Origin of the sequence: Parabacteroides leei, assembly GCF_023369805.1 — a bacterium.
In the GTDB taxonomy this organism is placed as follows: domain Bacteria; phylum Bacteroidota; class Bacteroidia; order Bacteroidales; family Tannerellaceae; genus Parabacteroides; species Parabacteroides leei.
Window position 1 is genome coordinate 73,772 of sequence record NZ_JAMBQG010000018.1, and the last position, 18,416, is coordinate 92,187.

The window sequence follows — 18,416 nt, forward strand, 5'->3', positions numbered from 1 at the left end:
TTAAATCACTTTTTCATTTGAACTTTTGAAAATAAAACTTTACCTTGCATTCGTTAATTATATAACCCATGAAAAAGATCATTTATTCTTTTGTTTTTATTTTTTGTGTCTTGTTTACTCTACAGGCGGAAACAATAGTGGTTGGTTCTTATAATCTGAGGTATGCCAACAATGGCGATTCTACGAATGGGGATGGTTGGGGACAACGTTATCCGTATATAGCTCAGTTGGTGCAATTCCACGGTTTTGAAATATTCGGTACACAGGAAGGATTATACCCCCAGTTGCAGGAGTTGAAAAAGGCTATGCCGGGGTATGAATATATCGGTATCGGACGTGATGACGGAAAACAGGCAGGTGAACACTCTGCGATCTTTTATTGTACGGATAAGTTCGAAGTGCTGGAACATGGGGATTTCTGGTTGTCCGAGATAACGGACCGTCCAAATAAAGGATGGGATGCCGTTCTTCCCCGTATCTGTACCTGGGGTGAGTTTCGGGATAAACAGACTGGTTTTACTTTCTTGTTCTTTAACTTACATATGGATCATGTGGGAGTACAGGCCCGTGCGGAGAGTGCCAAATTGATATTGAAGAAGATCAAAGAATTTCCTAAAAAGTTACCGGCTGTCCTGACCGGTGATTTTAATGTAGACCAGAACAGTGAATCTTATAAATTACTGGATGGTTCCGGTGTTATGCGCGATGCTTATGAAATAGCAGATTTCCGTTACGCCCCTAATGGTACTTTTAACGGTTTCCATACGGACCGGAAGACAGAAAGCCGTATCGATCATATTTTCCTGACGAAAGAATTTGATGTGAAAAAGTACGGGATATTAACTGATACCTATCGTTCGGAAGTCGCAGAGAGTGCCCAAAAGGAGCAGAACGGGAACTTCCCCAAAGAAGTGTCATTAAGCAAATATAAGGCCCGTACTCCGTCGGACCATTTCCCTGTAATGATTGTCGTGGAGATTAAGAAATGATAATAGTATTGTGGAAAACTAATTAATTGCGTTTCTTTGTACCCGTAAATTAGTAGGATATGGCAGACGAACAACAGATGGTGCTCCGCACGGAGGACCTGGTGAAGAAATATAGAACACGTACGGTGGTGAACCATGTTTCCATAAATGTGAAACAAGGTGAGATTGTAGGATTACTCGGTCCCAATGGAGCGGGGAAAACGACTACATTCTATATGACTGTAGGGCTGGTAACTCCTAATGAGGGGAAGATATTCCTGAATGATATGGAAATAACCAAGTTCCCCGTTTATAAGCGTGCCCGTAACGGTATCGGTTATCTGGCTCAGGAAGCTTCTATCTTCCGTAAGATGACTGTGGAGGATAACATCCGTTCCGTATTGGAAATGACGGATACTACTCCCGAATACCAGAAGGAGAAGCTGGAGAGCCTGATCGCTGAATTCGGCTTACATAAGGTAAGGAAGAATCTGGGGGACCAGTTGTCCGGAGGTGAGCGTCGTCGTGCTGAGATTGCCCGCTGTCTGGCTATCGACCCAAAGTTTATCATGCTCGATGAACCGTTTGCCGGTGTAGACCCGATTGCCGTACAGGACATCCAGACGATTGTTGCCAAGCTGAAACATAAGAATATCGGTATCCTCATTACCGACCATAACGTATACGAAACCCTCAGTATCTGCGACCGTGCTTATCTCTTGTTCGAAGGAAAGGTGCTTTTCCAGGGTACAGCGGAACAGTTGGCTGAAAATGAGATCGTACGTGAAAAGTATCTGGGTAAGGACTTCGTATTAAGAAAGAAGGATCTTTAGAGCATTCTTCTGATCTGTTGGATACAAAGGTAGAATAACAATAAGGTTACGACTGCCAGTGCTGAGTACGGCAACAGGTTTGTATCTGAAATCTCTCCCGTGATAAATTCGTTCTCTTTCAGGCGAGCATCCGACATGCTGATGACGGCGAAAGCGTTATTGACAAAATGTGCGAAAACCGGAATCCATATATTTCTACTCCAATATAACAGATATCCAAAATAAGCACCCAGCAACATGCGGGGTAGGAAACCATAGAACTGCATGTGGAAAGCACTGAATATAATTGCGGCAGTCCATATAACAATGTGGTGGTTCGAGGTCCATTTTCCAATAATCCGTTGCAGAGCACCACGGAAAAGGAATTCTTCCGTAATACCGGCCACGGCGGCGATAACCAACAGGTTGGCTAAAATATTCATCAGGCCGTCGCCAGCTAAAAGTGTATTGGTCAGTTGTTCGGCAAGTGCTTCCTGCGCTTTCATCCAGTTTTCGACCGGAGCCATAAAAGAGGGGAGAACCATCTGTTTATTCAAAAGAGCCGTCAGGGTGATGGCCGGCGATATCAGGAACATGCTGGCAAATACCAGGAGCAGAATTTTGTTAGACGGACTTTTTTTTATCCACAGATATTCCTTCGGATCCAGACTACATAACCAGGCTACCGCAAGTGAAGGAAATAAAAATGTTCCAATGGCAGAGATCAATTGCATCAGCCGCATGGCTTCCGGATGTTGCATGGGATTGCTGTACGCGCCGTACAACAGATAAAGACCTCCCGTTCCGATCAAAGATGAAAAGATACCTCCGAGTAAAAGACAGAGTAACAGGAGTAATAATTGAAACGTCGCCGGCTTTCCGGCATATATACCTTTTAATTCCATAGATACAGTATATAAAAAAACTTCTGCCAAAGATAGCAGAAGTTTTTATTTCTTCCAGGAAGTTGCAGATTACATTCTTGGTCTGGCTTCTTTTACTACCATCTGGCGGCCTTCATATTCTGCTTCGTTCAATTCGGCGATAGCCTTCTTCGCAGCGGCATCGTCCGGCATTTCTACGAATGCAAAACCTTTAGATTTTCCGGTTTCACGGTCGATGATGATCTTTACAGAATCTACAACTCCGTATTCTTCCATTACTTGTTTCAAATCTTCTTCCCGAACACGATAGTTCAGGTTACCAATGTAAATGTTCATAAAAATAGAAATAATTAAAAAATAAAATTGTTACTTATGAAAGTAGTAAACCGGAGTTTTCGATCCTTTCACTTTACAAAGGAATACAATAATTTTAGATAAACAACATTTTGCGATAAAAAAAATAATATGTGTCTAAATTAGGCTTGCTTATAACAATTTAGGTAAACAATTTGCGAGATTAAAAGAATAACTCTAATTTTGCAGCCTAAAATTCGATACGACTATTAATTAAATAAATCATTCAGAATGAACGTTTCGCTTAAGAACATTGATGCCGTAAGCGGTATTGTGAAATTAGAAATAGTGAAGGCTGACTACGCTGAACAGGTTGAAAAGAGCCTGCGCAACTTCCGTCAGAAAGCAAATGTACCGGGTTTCCGTAAGGGAATGGTGCCGATGGGTATGGTAAAGAAGATGTATGGAAAACATGTACTGGTTGAAGAAGTAAACAAGTTGGTTTCTGATAAGTTGTACAACTATATCCGCGAAAGCAAATTGAACATATTGGGTGAACCGATGCCAAACGAATCAGAACAACAGCCCATTAATTTTGATACACAGGAAGATTTCGAATTCTGTTTCGATATAGCTATAGCTCCTGAGATCAATATTGAACTGAGCAAAAATGACAAACTTCCCTACTATCAGGTCGATATCGATGAAGAAATGATGAGCCAGCAGATCGATGCTTATACATCTAACTTCGGTACTTATGACAAAGTAGACGAAGTAGAAGAGAAAGATATGGTTAAGGGTACTGTTGCTGAACTTGAAAACGGTTCTCCGAAAGAAGGCGGTATCGTTGTTGAAGACGCTGTACTGATGCCGGCATACATGAAGGATGAAGCTGAAAAAGCTAAATTTGTAGGTGCTAAAGTTAACTCTGTAATCGTATTCAACCCGAATAAGGCTTATGAAGGTGCTGAAGCAGAAATCTCTTCATTCCTGAAAGTCGACAAAGAAGCTGTTGCCGGTATCACTGGCGATTTCAGCTTTGAAATTACAGAAATTACCCGTCACAAAAATGCTGAACTGAACCAGGAATTGTTCGATAAAGTATTTGGTGAAGGCGTTGTGAACAGCGAAGAAGAATTCAAGAACAAGATCAAAGAAGCATTGACAGACCAGTTCACTCCTCAGAGTGACTATAAATTCCTGCTGGATGCACGCGAAGTTCTGGTTCAGAAAGCCGGTGAACTGAAGTTTGCCGACGATATGCTGAAACGCTGGTTGGTAGCTACAAACGAAAATACTACAGCTGAAAAGGTAGAAGAAGATTTCCCAAAGATTATCGAAGACCTGAAATATCAGTTGATCAAAGAAAATCTGGTGAAGACCAACAATCTGAAAGTGGAAGATGCAGATATCGAAAACTTCGCGAAACGTGTAGCGCAAGCTCAGTTTGCACAGTATGGTATGCTTTCTGTCCCTGAAGAGGTATTGGCTAACTATGCCAAAGATATGTTGAAAAATAAGCAGACTTTGCAGAATATTATCGACCGCGCGGTAGAAGAAAAACTGGCTGCATGGTTGAAAGGACAGGTGGAACTGGATGTAAAAGAAGTTTCAGTTGACGAATTCAACAAGCTCTTTGAATAATATTATCCTTCAGAAACCATAGTAAACACTATGGTTTTAACAAGAAAAAGGGTTTTCTCTCTAAAAAAACTCTTACCGGATAGCAAATAAGTTGTTTCTTTCAGAAATTTATTTATAACTTTGTTATTCCGATAAGTCAGAGGGGAATCCCTTTTTTTATGACTTCCGGTAATATAAAAAAAGTAGATTATGGACGATTTTAGAAAGTATGCAACGAAACATTTGCGGATGAACAGTAATGCGCTGGATAGTTATATGAATATCACCAGCAGTTACATTTCTCCGACAATTATCGAAGAACGTCAGCTGAATGTTGCGCAGATGGACGTATTTTCCCGCTTGATGATGGACCGCATCATCTTCCTGGGAACACAGGTCGATGACTATTCGGCTAACGTGATCCAGGCGCAATTATTATATCTGGATTCAAGCGATCCCGGCAAAGATATATCTATCTATATTAATTCACCGGGCGGCTCCGTTTATGCGGGCTATGGTATTTACGATACCATGCAGTTTATCGGATGCGATGTGTCTACAATCTGTACAGGTATGGCTGCTTCTTTTGCAGCAGTATTGCTTGTTGCCGGTACGAAAGGCAAACGTATGGCCCTTCCGCATTCACGTGTGATGATTCACCAACCTCTGGGCGGTGTACAGGGACAGGCTTCGGATATCGAGATCACAGCTCGTGAAATCCTGAAAGTGAAGAAGGAGCTGTACACTATTATTTCTGACCATTCAGGTAAACCTTACGAAGAAGTAGAACGTGATAGCGATCGCGACTACTGGATGACTGCCGAAGAAGCGAAAGCCTATGGTATGGTAGATGAAATCCTGGTCCGTGAAAAGAAGAAATAACAACAACATAGACAAGGCTTTTATGCCTTGTCTTTTTTGACAATCCAAAAAACAAATATTCTATGGCCAAAACAGGCGACTTTTGTACGTTTTGCGGACGGAGCAGTCGGGACGTCAACATGCTGATAAATGGGATATCCGGTGCTATCTGTGATGAATGTGCACAGCAAGCGTACGAAATTGTAAAAGAGCAACAACCTTCAAAGAAAAGTGCTTTAGGACTTGAGCAGACAGAACTACCGAAACCTGAGGATATAAAAACATTTCTGGATCAATATGTAATTGGTCAGGATGACGCAAAGCGTTATCTTTCCGTTTCGGTTTATAACCATTACAAACGGTTGCTTCAGAAAGTTACCTCGGATGATGTGGAGATCGAGAAGTCTAATATAATTATGGTCGGAGCCACCGGCACAGGCAAAACCTTGCTGGCGCGGACAATTGCAAAATTGTTGCATGTTCCGTTTGCAATCGTGGATGCGACGGTGCTTACTGAAGCCGGTTATGTGGGAGAAGATATCGAAAGTATCCTGACCCGCCTGTTACAGGCAGCTGATTATGATGTAGACGCAGCCCAAAGGGGTATCGTTTTTATTGATGAGATAGATAAGATTGCACGTAAAAGTGATAATCCGTCTATAACCCGTGATGTAAGTGGAGAAGGAGTACAGCAGGGGTTATTGAAATTACTGGAGGGGTCGATCGTCAACGTACCACCCCAGGGTGGAAGAAAGCATCCTGAACAGAAAATGATAGCGGTGGATACAAAAAATATCCTCTTTGTCTGTGGTGGCGCATTCGACGGCATCGAAAAGAAGATCGCACAGCGTCTGAATACGCGTGTTGTCGGCTATTCGGCCAGCAAAGATACAGCTCAGGTGGACCGGAATAATTTCCTGAAGTATATTACGCCGACCGATCTGAAGTCGTTCGGACTGATACCTGAGATTATTGGCCGTCTGCCTATTCTGACTTATCTGAACCCGCTCGACCGGAGTACGCTTCGCAGTATTCTAACAGAACCGAAGAATTCTATTATCAAACAATATATAAAATTGTTTGAGATGGATTCCATCAAGCTGTCGTTCGATGAGGATGTCTACGAGTATATTGTAGATAAGGCTTTGGAATTTAAGCTGGGTGCACGTGGCTTGCGTTCAATCGTTGAAGCTATTATGATGGATGCTATGTTCAGCATGCCTTCAGAAAAGAAAAAGAAACTTCATGTTACATTGGAGTATGCGAAGGAGAAGTTTGAAAAATCAGATGTAAACCGTTTGCAGATAGCGTAAATGCCGGCGGTTTGTAAAATATAAATAAGTATGGCGAAGAAGGATAGTTTAACTGAGCATTTAAAGACTCATTTTGGTTTTGATACCTTCAAGGGGAATCAGAAAGCTATTATTGAAAATGTGCTGGCCGGAAACGATACTTTTGTATTGATGCCGACCGGTGGAGGTAAGTCCCTCTGTTACCAGTTGCCTTCTGTTATAATGGAAGGTACGGCAATCGTTATATCTCCTTTGATTGCCCTGATGAAAAACCAGGTGGATGCCATGCGTAATTTCAGTGAGGAAGATGGAGTAGCTCATTTTATTAACTCTTCACTGAATAAGTCGGCTATCGACCAGGTGAAGGCGGATATAATGGCAGGCCGCACGAAATTATTGTACGTTGCTCCCGAGTCGTTGACAAAGGAAGAAAATGTAGATTTCCTGCGCAATGTGAATATTTCATTCTATGCAGTAGACGAAGCACATTGTATCTCTGAATGGGGACATGATTTCCGTCCCGAATATCGTCGGATACGTCCTATTATTAATGAGATAGGAAAACGTCCGTTGATAGCGCTTACGGCAACTGCTACTCCGAAAGTACAACATGATATCCAGAAGAACCTGGGTATGATAGATGCTTCAGTTTTCAAATCCTCTTTTAACCGTTCTAATTTATATTACGAGATTCGTCCGAAAGGTCCGAATATTGACCGCGAGATTATTAAGTATATTAAAGCCAACGAAGGTAAATCGGGTATTGTCTATTGTTTGAGCCGCAAGAAGGTGGAAGAGTTTGCCGATATTCTGAAAGCAAACGGAATCAAGGCGCTTCCCTATCATGCCGGAATGGATTCAGGGCAACGGTCGGGAAATCAGGATGCGTTTCTGATGGAGAAAGCAGACGTTATTGTAGCTACTATCGCATTCGGTATGGGTATTGACAAGCCGGATGTGCGTTATGTGATTCATTATGACATCCCCAAGAGCCTCGAAGGTTATTACCAGGAAACAGGACGTGCCGGCCGTGATGGCGGTGAAGGGCAGTGTATTGCATTTTATGCATACAAAGACTTGCAGAAGCTGGAGAAATTTATGCAGGGCAAACCTGTTGCGGAGCAGGAGATCGGTAAACAGTTGTTGCTTGAAACGGCTGCTTATGCAGAGACATCCGTATGCCGCCGCAAGGTTCTGTTGCATTACTTCGGTGAAGAGTACCTGGAAGAAAATTGTGGAAATTGTGATAATTGTTTGAACCCCCAAAAGCAAGTGGAAGCGAAAGAATTGTTGAGTGCAGTACTTGAAGTGATAAGTACTTTAAAAGAAAAATTTAAGGCAGACTATATTGTCAATATGTTGGTCGGAAACGAGACCTCCGAAATTCAATCTTACAAACACAATGAACTGGAAGTCTTCAGCTCCGGTACGGATGAAGATGAGAAGACATGGAACGCTGTTATTCGCCAGGCGTTGATCGCCGGTTATCTGACAAAGGATATCGAAAACTATGGTTTGTTGAAAATCTCTCCGAAAGGAAAAGATTTCATGAAGAAACCTGTATCGTTCAAGATAACGAAAGATAACGAGTTTGAAGAAGAAGAGGAAGAAGTTCCTGTACGTGGTGGAGCAACTTGTGCGGTCGATCCGATTCTGTACTCTATGATGAAGGATTTACGGAAGAAGCTGTCCAAACGTTTGGAAGTACCTCCTTTCGTCATATTCCAGGACCCGTCGCTGGAAGCTATGGCTACCACTTATCCGGTAACATTGGATGAATTGCAGAACATTCCGGGTGTAGGTGCCGGAAAAGCAAAACGCTATGGTCAGGAATTTATTACGCTGATCAAAAAACACGTAGAAGAAAATGAAATCGAGCGACCGGAAGACCTGCGTGTACGTACGGTTGCCAATAAGTCGAAACTGAAAGTGTCTATCATTCAGCGTATCGACCGCAAGGTGGCTCTGGATGAGATCGCATTGACCAATGGGCTTGAATTTAACGAACTGCTCGACGAGATCGAAGCGATCGTCTATTCCGGGACCCGTATTAATATCGATTACTTTGTGAATGATGTCATGGATGAAGATCACATTGAAGATATCTATGAATACTTCAAAGATTCTGAAACCGATGACCTGGAAGATGCGATCGAAGAACTGGGTAACGACTATACCGAAGAAGAGATCCGTCTGGTCCGCATTAAATTTTTGTCGGAAATGGCCAATTGATTTATTAGCCGTCTTCGTCAGGAATAAAAATGGCTTTCTCCCTGTTTACTTTAGGGGAGAGGGCCATTTTTGTTTTTATCGTTGCATAGTTTCCGGAAAAATCGTATATTTGCGCGCAATAATTTTTAAAGCATACGTTTTATGTCATTTATTGCAGACAGGTTAGTTATGGACGGATTAACATTCGATGATGTATTGTTGATCCCTGCTTACTCAGAAGTTCTTCCCCGAAATGTCGACCTCTCGACAAAGTTTTCACGAAACATTACATTGAATATTCCGATGGTATCGGCGGCCATGGACACGGTTACCGAGGCAAAGATGGCTATTGCTATTGCCCGCGAAGGCGGTATCGGCGTTATTCATAAAAACATGACGATCGCAGAACAGGCCAAGCAAGTTCAAAGCGTTAAGCGTGCAGAGAACGGAATGATTTATGATCCTGTGACGATCACGAAAGGAAAGCGTGTGGCCGATGCGTTGGCTATGATGGCGGAATACAAGATCGGCGGTATACCTGTGGTAGACGAAGGCGGTTATCTGGTAGGTATCGTTACCAACCGTGACCTGCGTTTCGAAAGAGATATGAACCGTTCGATCGATGAGGTGATGACGAAAGAGAACCTGGTGGTGACTGATCAGTCTACCGACCTGGAAGCTGCCGCCCAGATCCTTCAGAGGCATAAGATCGAAAAACTGCCGGTTGTGGACAGTCACAATAAACTGATAGGGCTTGTTACCTATAAAGATATAACAAAAGCGAAAGATAAACCTTCTGCTTGCAAGGATGCCAAAGGGCGTTTGCGCGTAGCAGCCGGAGTGGGTGTGACGTTTAATACATTCGAACGTGTAGCTGCCCTGGTTGAAGCCGGTGCCGATGCATTGGTTATCGATACGGCTCACGGTCATTCCAAAGGAGTGGTGGATGTCCTGAAACAGATCAAAGCCCAATATCCGGGTATCGATTGTGTGGTAGGTAACATTGCTACCGGAGATGCAGCCAGATATCTGGCAGATGCCGGTGCCGATGCCGTTAAAGTGGGTATCGGACCGGGCTCGATTTGTACAACCCGTGTGATTGCCGGAGTGGGTGTGCCCCAGTTGTCGGCTATCTATGACGTGGCGAAAGCATTGGATGGAACAGGCATTCCTTTAATTGCCGATGGCGGACTTCGCTATTCGGGAGATATTGTAAAGGCAATTGCTGCCGGTGGATCATCTGTTATGATGGGTTCCCTGTTAGCCGGTGTGGAAGAGTCGCCGGGTGAAACAATTATCTTTAACGGACGTAAGTTTAAATCGTATCGTGGCATGGGATCGCTGGAAGCTATGCAGAAAGGTTCGAAAGACCGTTATTTCCAGGATGTGGAAGATGATGTGAAGAAGTTGGTTCCGGAAGGAATTGCAGCCCGTGTTCCTTATAAAGGATCTTTATTTGAAGTGATCTATCAGATGGTAGGTGGTCTGCGTGCCGGTATGGGATATTGCGGAGCTCATAATATTGATGAGTTGCATAAAGCTAAATTTACCCGTATCACGAATGCCGGTGTGCAGGAGAGCCACCCGCATGATGTGGCCATTACACAGGAAGCACCCAATTATAGCCGCGGCGAATAATAAATGCGGATAATCCCCGTTATATAAAAAACACTAATTTAATTCGATAGCATACTTTTTAAGGATGTTGTCCGTTAGATTAGTGTTATTTTTGTAATGTCTACGTAGTATGATAAACAGATTTTTGATGAAAAAGTTACTTGTATTATCTTTGGTATTCGCTTGTTTAACAGGAGAAGCGCGTAATTTGCCTGACTCTGTAGTGATGACTGTGGCCGGTAAGCAGGTCCCTCTTGCGGAATTTGTTTTTATGGCTAAGAAGAACGGTGAAGTAAATTTGGCAGATCGTAAGTCGCTGGAAAATTATGTGGAACTGTATAAGAACTTCAAACTGAAGGTTACCGATGCAGAGACCGCCAGGATGGATAAGACAAAAGAATTCACAGATGAGTTGGAGGGATACCGCGCACAATTGACTTCAAGTTATTTATCTGATAAGGATGGTGAAGAAGCGGCAGTTCGTGTAGAATACGAACGACTGGGGGAAGTGATGGAATTAAGTCATATCCTGTTCCGTTTGCCGGAACACACCGTTTCGAAAGATACAGTGGCTGTATATGAGAAAGCCCTGAAAGCATACCGGCGTATTAAGGGAGGAGAAGATATCGCAGCTGTCGGTCGTGAGCTGAAAGAGGAAGATCCTGAAAATACCGGTTATGAATATACCCGTTGCCTGTTGCCGATGCAGACGATAAAAGCGTTTGAAAACGCAGTCTATTCCATGCAGCCGGGTGAGTTATCGATGCCTGTACGTACTACCCTCGGATTTCATATCATAAAACTGCTTAGCCGGAAACCTAATCCGGGTATGCGCCATGTCGCTCATGTCCTGATCCCGTTCCAAAAGGATTCGGTAACGCGTAGCGAAAGTGAAACACTCGCGTTGGCGGACGAAGTTTATAAAAAAGCACAAAACGGAGCCGACTTCGGTGAGTTGGCGCAAGAATATTCTTCCGACGGTGCGTCTGCAAGAAAAGGGGGAGAGTTACCCTGGTTCGGTGTAGGCGAAATGGTTGAACCGTTCGAGAAGGCGGCATTTGCCCTGACTACTCCGGGCGAGTTGTCACAGCCGGTAAAAACACGTTTCGGTTATCATATTATCAAACTAATCGGAAAGAATGGCATTCCTTCTTTTGAAGAAAAGAAAAAATCCTGGTCGAAAATAATGGCACAGGGGGAACGTAATTTTGAATATTATAAAGCATTCGACGAACGTTTGAAGAAAGAATACGGATATAAATTCTATCCGGAAGCCTATGCGGAACTGGTTGCTCTTTGCAATGATAACTTCCCGACAGACAAGGAGTTTTATGAAAAAGCAAAGGATATGAACAAGACCTTGTTCCACCTGGCAGATACCGATTTCCCGCAGAGCGAGTTCGCCTACTATATACAGCGTTGCCCGTTCTCCACAAAAACATATGCAGGAGACTTCATGCAGGAAGTGTATGATCTATTCATCCGTGATATCGTTACGACTGCAGAGCGTAAAAACCTGGTGACAAAGCATCCCGAGTTCACGCATTTGATGCAGGAATATCGTGATGGCATTTTGTTATTCAATATTAGTAATGAGAAGATCTGGAGTAAACCGGCTGCAGAGCAAGCCACGCTGGAAGAGGAATGGGTGAAGCAGCTGAATAAAGAGTATCCTGTTACTATTAATTGGAAATTGTTGAAAAAACTAAAGAAATAAGAAAGAGAAGGTTATGAAGTATTGCTTCATTTTTATAGCATTCGTATCTTTGCTGTGTTCTTGTAAACGGACCCAGCAAACCAACGATGCGGATGTACTGGTAAGAGTGAAGGACCGGACGTTGAAACGTTCGGAAGTGGTTAGTCTGATTCCGCGGGGGATATCCTCTGCGGATAGTTTGTTGTTAGCCGAAAGCTTTGTAAAGAAATGGGTGAAGGATGCTCTGGTTTATGAAGTCGCTCAGCGGAACCTCGGAAACGAGAAGGAAGAGGTTGACAAGCTCGTGGAAGAATACCGCCATTCGCTGATCCGTTACCGTTATCAGGAACGATTGATAAAAGAAAAGTTGTCGGCTAATATCCGCGAGAGCGATAAGCTGAACTATTATGAAGAGAATCAGAAAAAGTTTACACTTGATAAGGCCCTGATCAAAGGTCTTTTCCTGAAGATACCGGTGGATGCTCCCGGTCTTTCTGATGTAAAAGGGTGGTATAAATCGACTTCTGAGACCTCTTTGGAAAAAATTGAGAAGTATAGTGTGCAAAATGCCACTATTTATGACTACTTTTACGACAAATGGGTGGACTTTGACGAGGTGATGGACAATCTCCCCGTCCATGTGTCTGATCCGAACGCTTATCTGAAAGCGAACAAGTTTGTGGAAGTAGCTGATAGTAGTTATTGCTATCTGCTGAATATCAAGGAGTATCTTTCTGTAGGAAGTGTCGCTCCATACGATTATGCAAGTCCGCAGATCACGGAAATGCTTATCAACCAGCGGAAAGTGGATTTTTTGAAGACGTTTGAAGAAGAATTATATAATGATGCAGTCAGAGGAGGTGATGTGAAATTTTATACAGAACCGTAATTTGTAACTTATAAAGGTAGATATGATGAAAAAGATTTTAACTGTATTCTTTCTTGCCTGCTTATCTTGTGTGGCAATGGCACAGGATAATGTGATTGATGAAATTGTGTGGGTGGTAGGGGATGATGCTATTTTACGTTCAGACATAGAGACGCAGCGTTTGTATATGCAAAACGAAGGTCAGCGTCTGGACGGTGATCCCTATTGTGTGATTCCGGAGCAGATGGCAATACAGAAGCTGTATCTGAACCAGGCGAAGATCGACAGTATCGAAGTTGGTGAAGGACAGATTATCCAGGCTGCAGACCAGTGGGTCAACTGGGCGATCAACCAGATCGGATCGAGAGAAAAAGTAGAAGAATATTTCGGAAAGAAAATCTCACAGATCAAGGATGAACGTAAGGATATGATCCGTGAACAACAGGTTACCGAGGAGATGAAGCGGAAACTGATCGGTGAGATCAAGCTGACTCCGTCCGAGATCCGTAAGTTCTATAACCAGTTGTCGAAAGACAGTCTGCCGACTATCCCGACAACAGTGGAAGTGCAGATCATTACTTTCGAACCGAAGATACCGTTCGAAGTGACTGATGCTATCAAAGCCCGCCTGCGTGATTTCACTGAGCAGATCAACAGTGGTAAGATGGAATTTTCTACATTGGCCCGCTTGTATTCGGAAGATCCGGGTTCGGCTGCCAGAGGTGGTGAACTGGGTTTTATGAGCAAGACTGACTTGCTACCGGAGTTTGCCAATGTCGCTTTCAACCTGTCTGATCCGAAGCGTGTATCACAGATCGTTCAGACCGAGTATGGTTACCATATCATTCAGCTGATCGAGAAACGCGGTAACCGTATCAATTGCCGCCATATCCTGTTGAAGCCGAAAGTATCGGAAAAGGAATTGACAGAGGCAACTGTCCGCATGGACTCTTTATATACCGACTTGAAGGCAGACAAGTTCTCGTTTGAAGAAGCTGCCACATTCGTTTCGTACGATAAGGATACCCGTAACAACAAAGGGTTGATGGTGAATCAGAACCATGAAGGGAATAACTTCGGTACGCCTAAGTTCGAAATGCAGGAACTTCCGCAGGAAGTGGGTAAAGTCGTTTATAACATGCAGGTAGGAGATATCTCCAAACCGTTTACCATGATATCCGACAAACAGAAAGAGGTAGTAGCTATTGTCAAGTTGAAGTCACGTACTGAACAACATAAAGCAAATCTTTCAGACGACTTCCAGGCAATGAAGAACCTGGTGGAACAGCAAAAAAGAGAAGAATTATTGAATGACTGGATCCTGAAGAAACAAAAAACGACTTATGTACGTATTTCGGAAGGATGGCGTAACTGTGACTTCAAGTTTCCGGGTTGGGTGAAAGAATGAAAATTGTAAATAAGTTTTTTCTTACAGGTCTATTCTGTTTACTGACGGTTTGTGTCTTTGCACAAACGCAGGATTCTATTCCCGTCAGACAAGGAGAAACACAGCCTGTCGATACTGCCACCACCAAAAAAACGCTGGTCTATCTGTTGCATGCCGATACGGTGTCTTATGATAAGGAAGTGATGAAAGCGGATGCACAGTTTCTGCAAGGAGATGTGTGCTTCCGTCACGATAGTTCATATATGTATTGTGACAGTGCTTACTTTTTTGAGACAACCAACTCACTGGAAGCTTTCAGCAATGTGAGGATGGAACAGGGCGACACCCTGTTTGTGTATGGTAACTATCTGTTTTATGACGGAGATACCCAGATCGCTTACCTGCGTGAAAACGTCCGTATGGAGAACGGGCAGGTAACGCTTTTTACCGATAGCCTGAACTATGAGCGTATTCCGGATATCGGATATTATTTTGATGGTGGTCTGATCGTCGACTCGCTGAATCAACTTTCATCATTCTATGGACAATACTCTCCGGGTACGAAGCTGGCGATATTTAACGATAGCGTACGTTTGGAGAATCCTAATTTTACATTGTATTCGGATACGCTCCATTACGATACAGAGTCGAAAATAGCAACGATATTAGGGCCTTCTATTATTGTATCAGACAGTGGAACGATTCATTCTTCCCGTGGATGGTACAATACGGAAACAAATACATCCTTACTGCTTGACCGTTCCGAGGTCTATTCGGGAGACAGGGTATTGATCGGCGATTCTATCTCGTATAATCAGGATGCCGGTTTTGGGGAAGCATTTGGAAATATGTGCCTGGTAGATACGGCACAAAAGGTTACATTGGAAGGGCAGTACGGTTATTATAATGAACGGACGGAGTACGCTTTTGCTACCGACAGTGCCCGTTTTCTGGAATATTCGCAGGGAGATACCTTATATCTGCATGCCGATACTCTTGAAATGTCGACACTCGATTCGACGGCCCGTGAGATAAAGGCTTTTCATGGGGTACGTTTCTATCGTACCGATATGCAGGGCGTTTGCGATTCGATGCAGTTCAATACCCGTGATTCCGTATTATATATGTATGATAATCCGGTTTTGTGGAACGAACAGTATCAGTTGTACGGAGATACGATAGAGATTTTTATGAATGACAGTACGATCGAATATGCACATGTCATACAGTTTGCGTTTGCGGTGCAGCATCTCGATTCGACTTATTATAATCAACTGAAAGGGAACGACCTCAAAGCTTACTTTGAAGGTCAGGCTGTCCGGCAGATTGATGTGGAGGGAAATGCGGAATCGATCTATTACCCGTTGGAAAGCGATGGAGCCAAGATCGGTTTGAATGAAACCAAGAGTGGTTTCCTTACGATCTGGGTAAAAGAGAATAAGCTCGAAAAGCTTAAGATATGGCCGACCCCACTGGGTAACCTGACACCGATACCCGACCTGAAGCCGGAACAGAAAACACTGAAGGATTTTTATTGGTATGACTACCTGCGTCCGAAAAACAAAGATGATATATACACTGTGGTGAAGAAGAAGGTGGAAGACGCACCGGTTAGAGGTGACAATAAATTCAAACATGAGGAATAGAATTCACTATTAAATTTGTTAAGTTATGGCACTTTTCTCATTTTATAATATGCGTAAGCCCCGTCAATACGACCATAAGCCGATTTACTGGGATCCCCACAGAGAGGCTATGGAGGAACGTGTGCGTAAGATAAAACGCGAGATGGGAGTGGAGGAGTCACTGGAAGAATATAAACCTCAGATAAAAGGAACCTTTGTTGAAGGTACTTCGCACCTGAAGAAAAGCCTTGACAGAGGGGACAATGCACGTAGCCGTACATATAAGAGCGTTAAGCTCATTGTTGCAATTGCGGTTCTGGGTGCATTATTCTGGTATTTGTTCTGGTCATGAGCGATATAATTCATTTATTACCAGATAGTATAGCCAATCAGATAGCGGCCGGTGAAGTTATTCAACGGCCTGCTTCCGTTGTAAAGGAACTGGTTGAAAATGCGATAGATGCAGGAGCCGGTCACATCCAGGTGAACATCAAGGATGCAGGGCGTACATTGATCCAGGTGGTCGATGACGGGAAAGGTATGTCTGAAACCGATGCCCGTATGGCATTCGAACGGCATGCCACCTCTAAGATCTCTTCTGCCGACGACCTCTTTTCGCTCCATACAATGGGGTTCCGTGGAGAGGCCCTCGCTTCGATCGCAGCAGTAGCCCATGTGGAATTGCGTACCCGGCTGCAAGGTGCCGAACTCGGTACGAAGCTTTCGATGGCAGGTTCCACCTTACAGGATATCGAACCGGACGCCTGTACGGAAGGTAGTATTTTCTCTATAAAGAATCTGTTCTTTAATGTACCTGCCCGGCGTAAATTCCTGAAATCGAACGAGACGGAGTTTCGTAATATAATCAATGAGTTCGAACGGATCGCATTGGTGAACCCTCAGGTGGCTTTGGGGCTGAATCATAATGATACCGAGATATTTAATTTGCCGGAATCCGGTTTGCGTCAGCGTATTATAAACGTTTACGGCAAGAACCTGAACCAGAAGTTGCTTTCTGTGGATGCACAAAGCTCGTTGGTCACTATTTCCGGTTTTGTAGGCCGTCCCGATTCTGCCAAAAAGCGCGGGGCACTGCAATACTTTTTCGTGAACGGACGTTTCATGAAACATCCATATTTTCATAAGGCGGTCATGCAGGCTTATGAACAGTTGATCCCTCCCGGCGAACAACCCAACTATTTTATCTATTTCACGCTTGATCCTTCTACGATCGATGTAAATATCCATCCGACCAAGACTGAGATTAAATTCGAGAACGAACAGCCTATCTGGCAGATACTGATGGCTGCTACCCGTGAGGCACTGGCCAAATCGAGTGCCATTCCTACCATCGACTTCGATGTGGAGGATGCAATCGACATACCGGTCTATAACCCTGTCAGGGAAGCGGATGTTTTTAAGTCTCCTACTGTGCAACTCGACTCCGGATACAATCCTTTCAAGAGCTCTTCGTCGTCTTCGTATTCGCCCTCGTCATCCTCGTCCCCTTCTTCAAAAAAGCAGGAGTTCGACTGGTCTCAACTCTATCAGGGGTTTGAAAGTGACCGGGATGCCGTACGCAAGGACCTGGAAATGATGGGTGAAGTATTGGATACGGAGGAGGTGGAGACACCGGACCCCGTTAAGGTGGTTGCCGGTGACGAGGCTTTGTTTGCTGACACAACTACCCCTTGTTATCAGTACAAAGGACGTTATATCATTACTTCGCTCAAGTCGGGATTGGCATTGATCGATCAATACCGGGCACATGTCCGCATCCTGTTCGACCAGTATCTGAATAATATCCGTCAGCAGAAAGGAGCCTCCCAGCAGGTGCTTTTCCCGGAAATTATCGAGTTTACCGCGGCCGAGGCTGCCGTTTTGCCTGTGTTGCTGGAAGATATGCGTTTTATCGGTTTCGATCTCTCCAACCTGGGGAATAACAGCTATGCAATCAATGGCTTACCGGCCGGCCTGGAAAATGTGGATCAGGTCGTTTTGATAAAGGATATTGTCAGCCGTGCCATAGAAACGGGCTGTGAAGTGCACGAGGAGATTTGTGAGTCGATCGCGTTGGCACTAGCAAAAGCTGCTGCCATTCGTCCGGGGAAAGTGATGTCTGCCGATGAGATGGATCATTTGATCGCCACTCTTTTCTCCTGTCCGGATTCGAACCTGACACCCGACGGGAAAACGATCGTTTCGATGTTGACCGACGAGGAGTTGGAGAAGCGGTTTAAGTAGACGGAATATTAAAAAATATCCCTTTTTGAGAAGG

The 18,416-nt window shown here is 43.8% G+C and carries 15 protein-coding genes; 13 read left to right on the forward strand and 2 right to left on the reverse strand.

Features of this window, described 5'->3' with window-relative positions:
- Positions 1-68 precede the first annotated feature (68 nt).
- Together M1P97_RS20890 and lptB are read left to right on the forward strand one after the other, a co-directional pair.
- A complete protein-coding gene (locus M1P97_RS20890; RefSeq protein ID WP_249390110.1) occupies positions 69-989 on the forward strand; it encodes an endonuclease/exonuclease/phosphatase family protein in 921 nt (306 codons plus the stop codon).
- Between the two features lie 59 nt (positions 990-1,048).
- A complete protein-coding gene (lptB, locus tag M1P97_RS20895; RefSeq protein WP_075558864.1) occupies positions 1,049-1,801 on the forward strand; it encodes an LPS export ABC transporter ATP-binding protein in 753 nt (250 codons plus the stop codon).
- Here lptB and M1P97_RS20900 read toward each other — a convergent pair.
- Both M1P97_RS20900 and M1P97_RS20905 read right to left on the reverse strand, forming a co-directional pair.
- The gene (locus tag M1P97_RS20900; RefSeq protein ID WP_249390111.1) at positions 1,798-2,685 is read right to left on the reverse strand and encodes a CPBP family intramembrane glutamic endopeptidase; all 888 of its coding nucleotides are present in this window, start codon (positions 2,683-2,685) and stop codon (positions 1,798-1,800) included. The two genes, lptB and M1P97_RS20900, sit on opposite strands and share 4 nt — an antisense overlap.
- 69 nt (positions 2,686-2,754) lie before the next feature.
- On the reverse strand, positions 2,755-3,000 hold the full coding sequence (locus M1P97_RS20905) for an RNA recognition motif domain-containing protein (protein ID WP_075558862.1): 246 nt from the start codon (positions 2,998-3,000) through the stop codon (positions 2,755-2,757).
- A gap of 249 nt (positions 3,001-3,249) precedes the next feature.
- Between M1P97_RS20905 and tig the strand changes: the two genes are divergently transcribed.
- The 11 genes from tig (at position 3,250) to mutL (ending at position 18,382) form a co-directional block, all read left to right on the forward strand.
- On the forward strand, positions 3,250-4,602 hold the full coding sequence (gene tig, locus M1P97_RS20910; protein WP_195373302.1) for a trigger factor: 1,353 nt from the start codon (positions 3,250-3,252) through the stop codon (positions 4,600-4,602).
- A 189-nt stretch (positions 4,603-4,791) separates the two neighbouring features.
- Complete coding sequence (gene clpP / locus M1P97_RS20915; protein ID WP_195373301.1) at positions 4,792-5,463, forward strand: ATP-dependent Clp endopeptidase proteolytic subunit ClpP; 672 nt, start codon at positions 4,792-4,794, stop codon at positions 5,461-5,463.
- Positions 5,464-5,525: 62 nt separating this feature from the next.
- On the forward strand, positions 5,526-6,755 hold the full coding sequence (clpX, locus tag M1P97_RS20920; RefSeq protein ID WP_195373300.1) for an ATP-dependent Clp protease ATP-binding subunit ClpX: 1,230 nt from the start codon (positions 5,526-5,528) through the stop codon (positions 6,753-6,755).
- 30 nt (positions 6,756-6,785) lie between these two features.
- Positions 6,786-8,966: a DNA helicase RecQ gene (recQ, locus tag M1P97_RS20925; RefSeq protein ID WP_195373299.1), complete on the forward strand. Its 2,181-nt coding sequence runs from the start codon at positions 6,786-6,788 to the stop codon at positions 8,964-8,966.
- A 141-nt stretch (positions 8,967-9,107) separates the two neighbouring features.
- Entirely contained in the window at positions 9,108-10,583 is a 1,476-nt protein-coding gene (guaB, locus tag M1P97_RS20930) for an IMP dehydrogenase (protein ID WP_129732048.1), read from the forward strand.
- A 109-nt stretch (positions 10,584-10,692) separates the two neighbouring features.
- The gene (locus M1P97_RS20935) at positions 10,693-12,279 is read left to right on the forward strand and encodes a peptidylprolyl isomerase (RefSeq protein WP_195373298.1); all 1,587 of its coding nucleotides are present in this window, start codon (positions 10,693-10,695) and stop codon (positions 12,277-12,279) included.
- A gap of 13 nt (positions 12,280-12,292) precedes the next feature.
- Positions 12,293-13,147: a peptidyl-prolyl cis-trans isomerase gene (locus M1P97_RS20940; protein WP_195373297.1), complete on the forward strand. Its 855-nt coding sequence runs from the start codon at positions 12,293-12,295 to the stop codon at positions 13,145-13,147.
- A 22-nt stretch (positions 13,148-13,169) separates the two neighbouring features.
- On the forward strand, positions 13,170-14,534 hold the full coding sequence (locus M1P97_RS20945; protein ID WP_195373296.1) for a peptidylprolyl isomerase: 1,365 nt from the start codon (positions 13,170-13,172) through the stop codon (positions 14,532-14,534).
- Positions 14,531-16,159, forward strand: a complete 1,629-nt coding sequence (locus M1P97_RS20950; protein ID WP_195373295.1) for an OstA-like protein — start codon at positions 14,531-14,533, stop codon at positions 16,157-16,159. The genes M1P97_RS20945 and M1P97_RS20950 overlap by 4 nt, the downstream gene beginning before the upstream one ends.
- A gap of 25 nt (positions 16,160-16,184) precedes the next feature.
- A complete protein-coding gene (locus tag M1P97_RS20955; protein WP_075558852.1) occupies positions 16,185-16,490 on the forward strand; it encodes a hypothetical protein in 306 nt (101 codons plus the stop codon).
- A complete protein-coding gene (mutL, locus tag M1P97_RS20960) occupies positions 16,487-18,382 on the forward strand; it encodes a DNA mismatch repair endonuclease MutL (RefSeq protein ID WP_195373294.1) in 1,896 nt (631 codons plus the stop codon). Before M1P97_RS20955 ends, mutL begins: the two co-directional genes overlap by 4 nt.
- Positions 18,383-18,416: the final 34 nt, after the last annotated feature.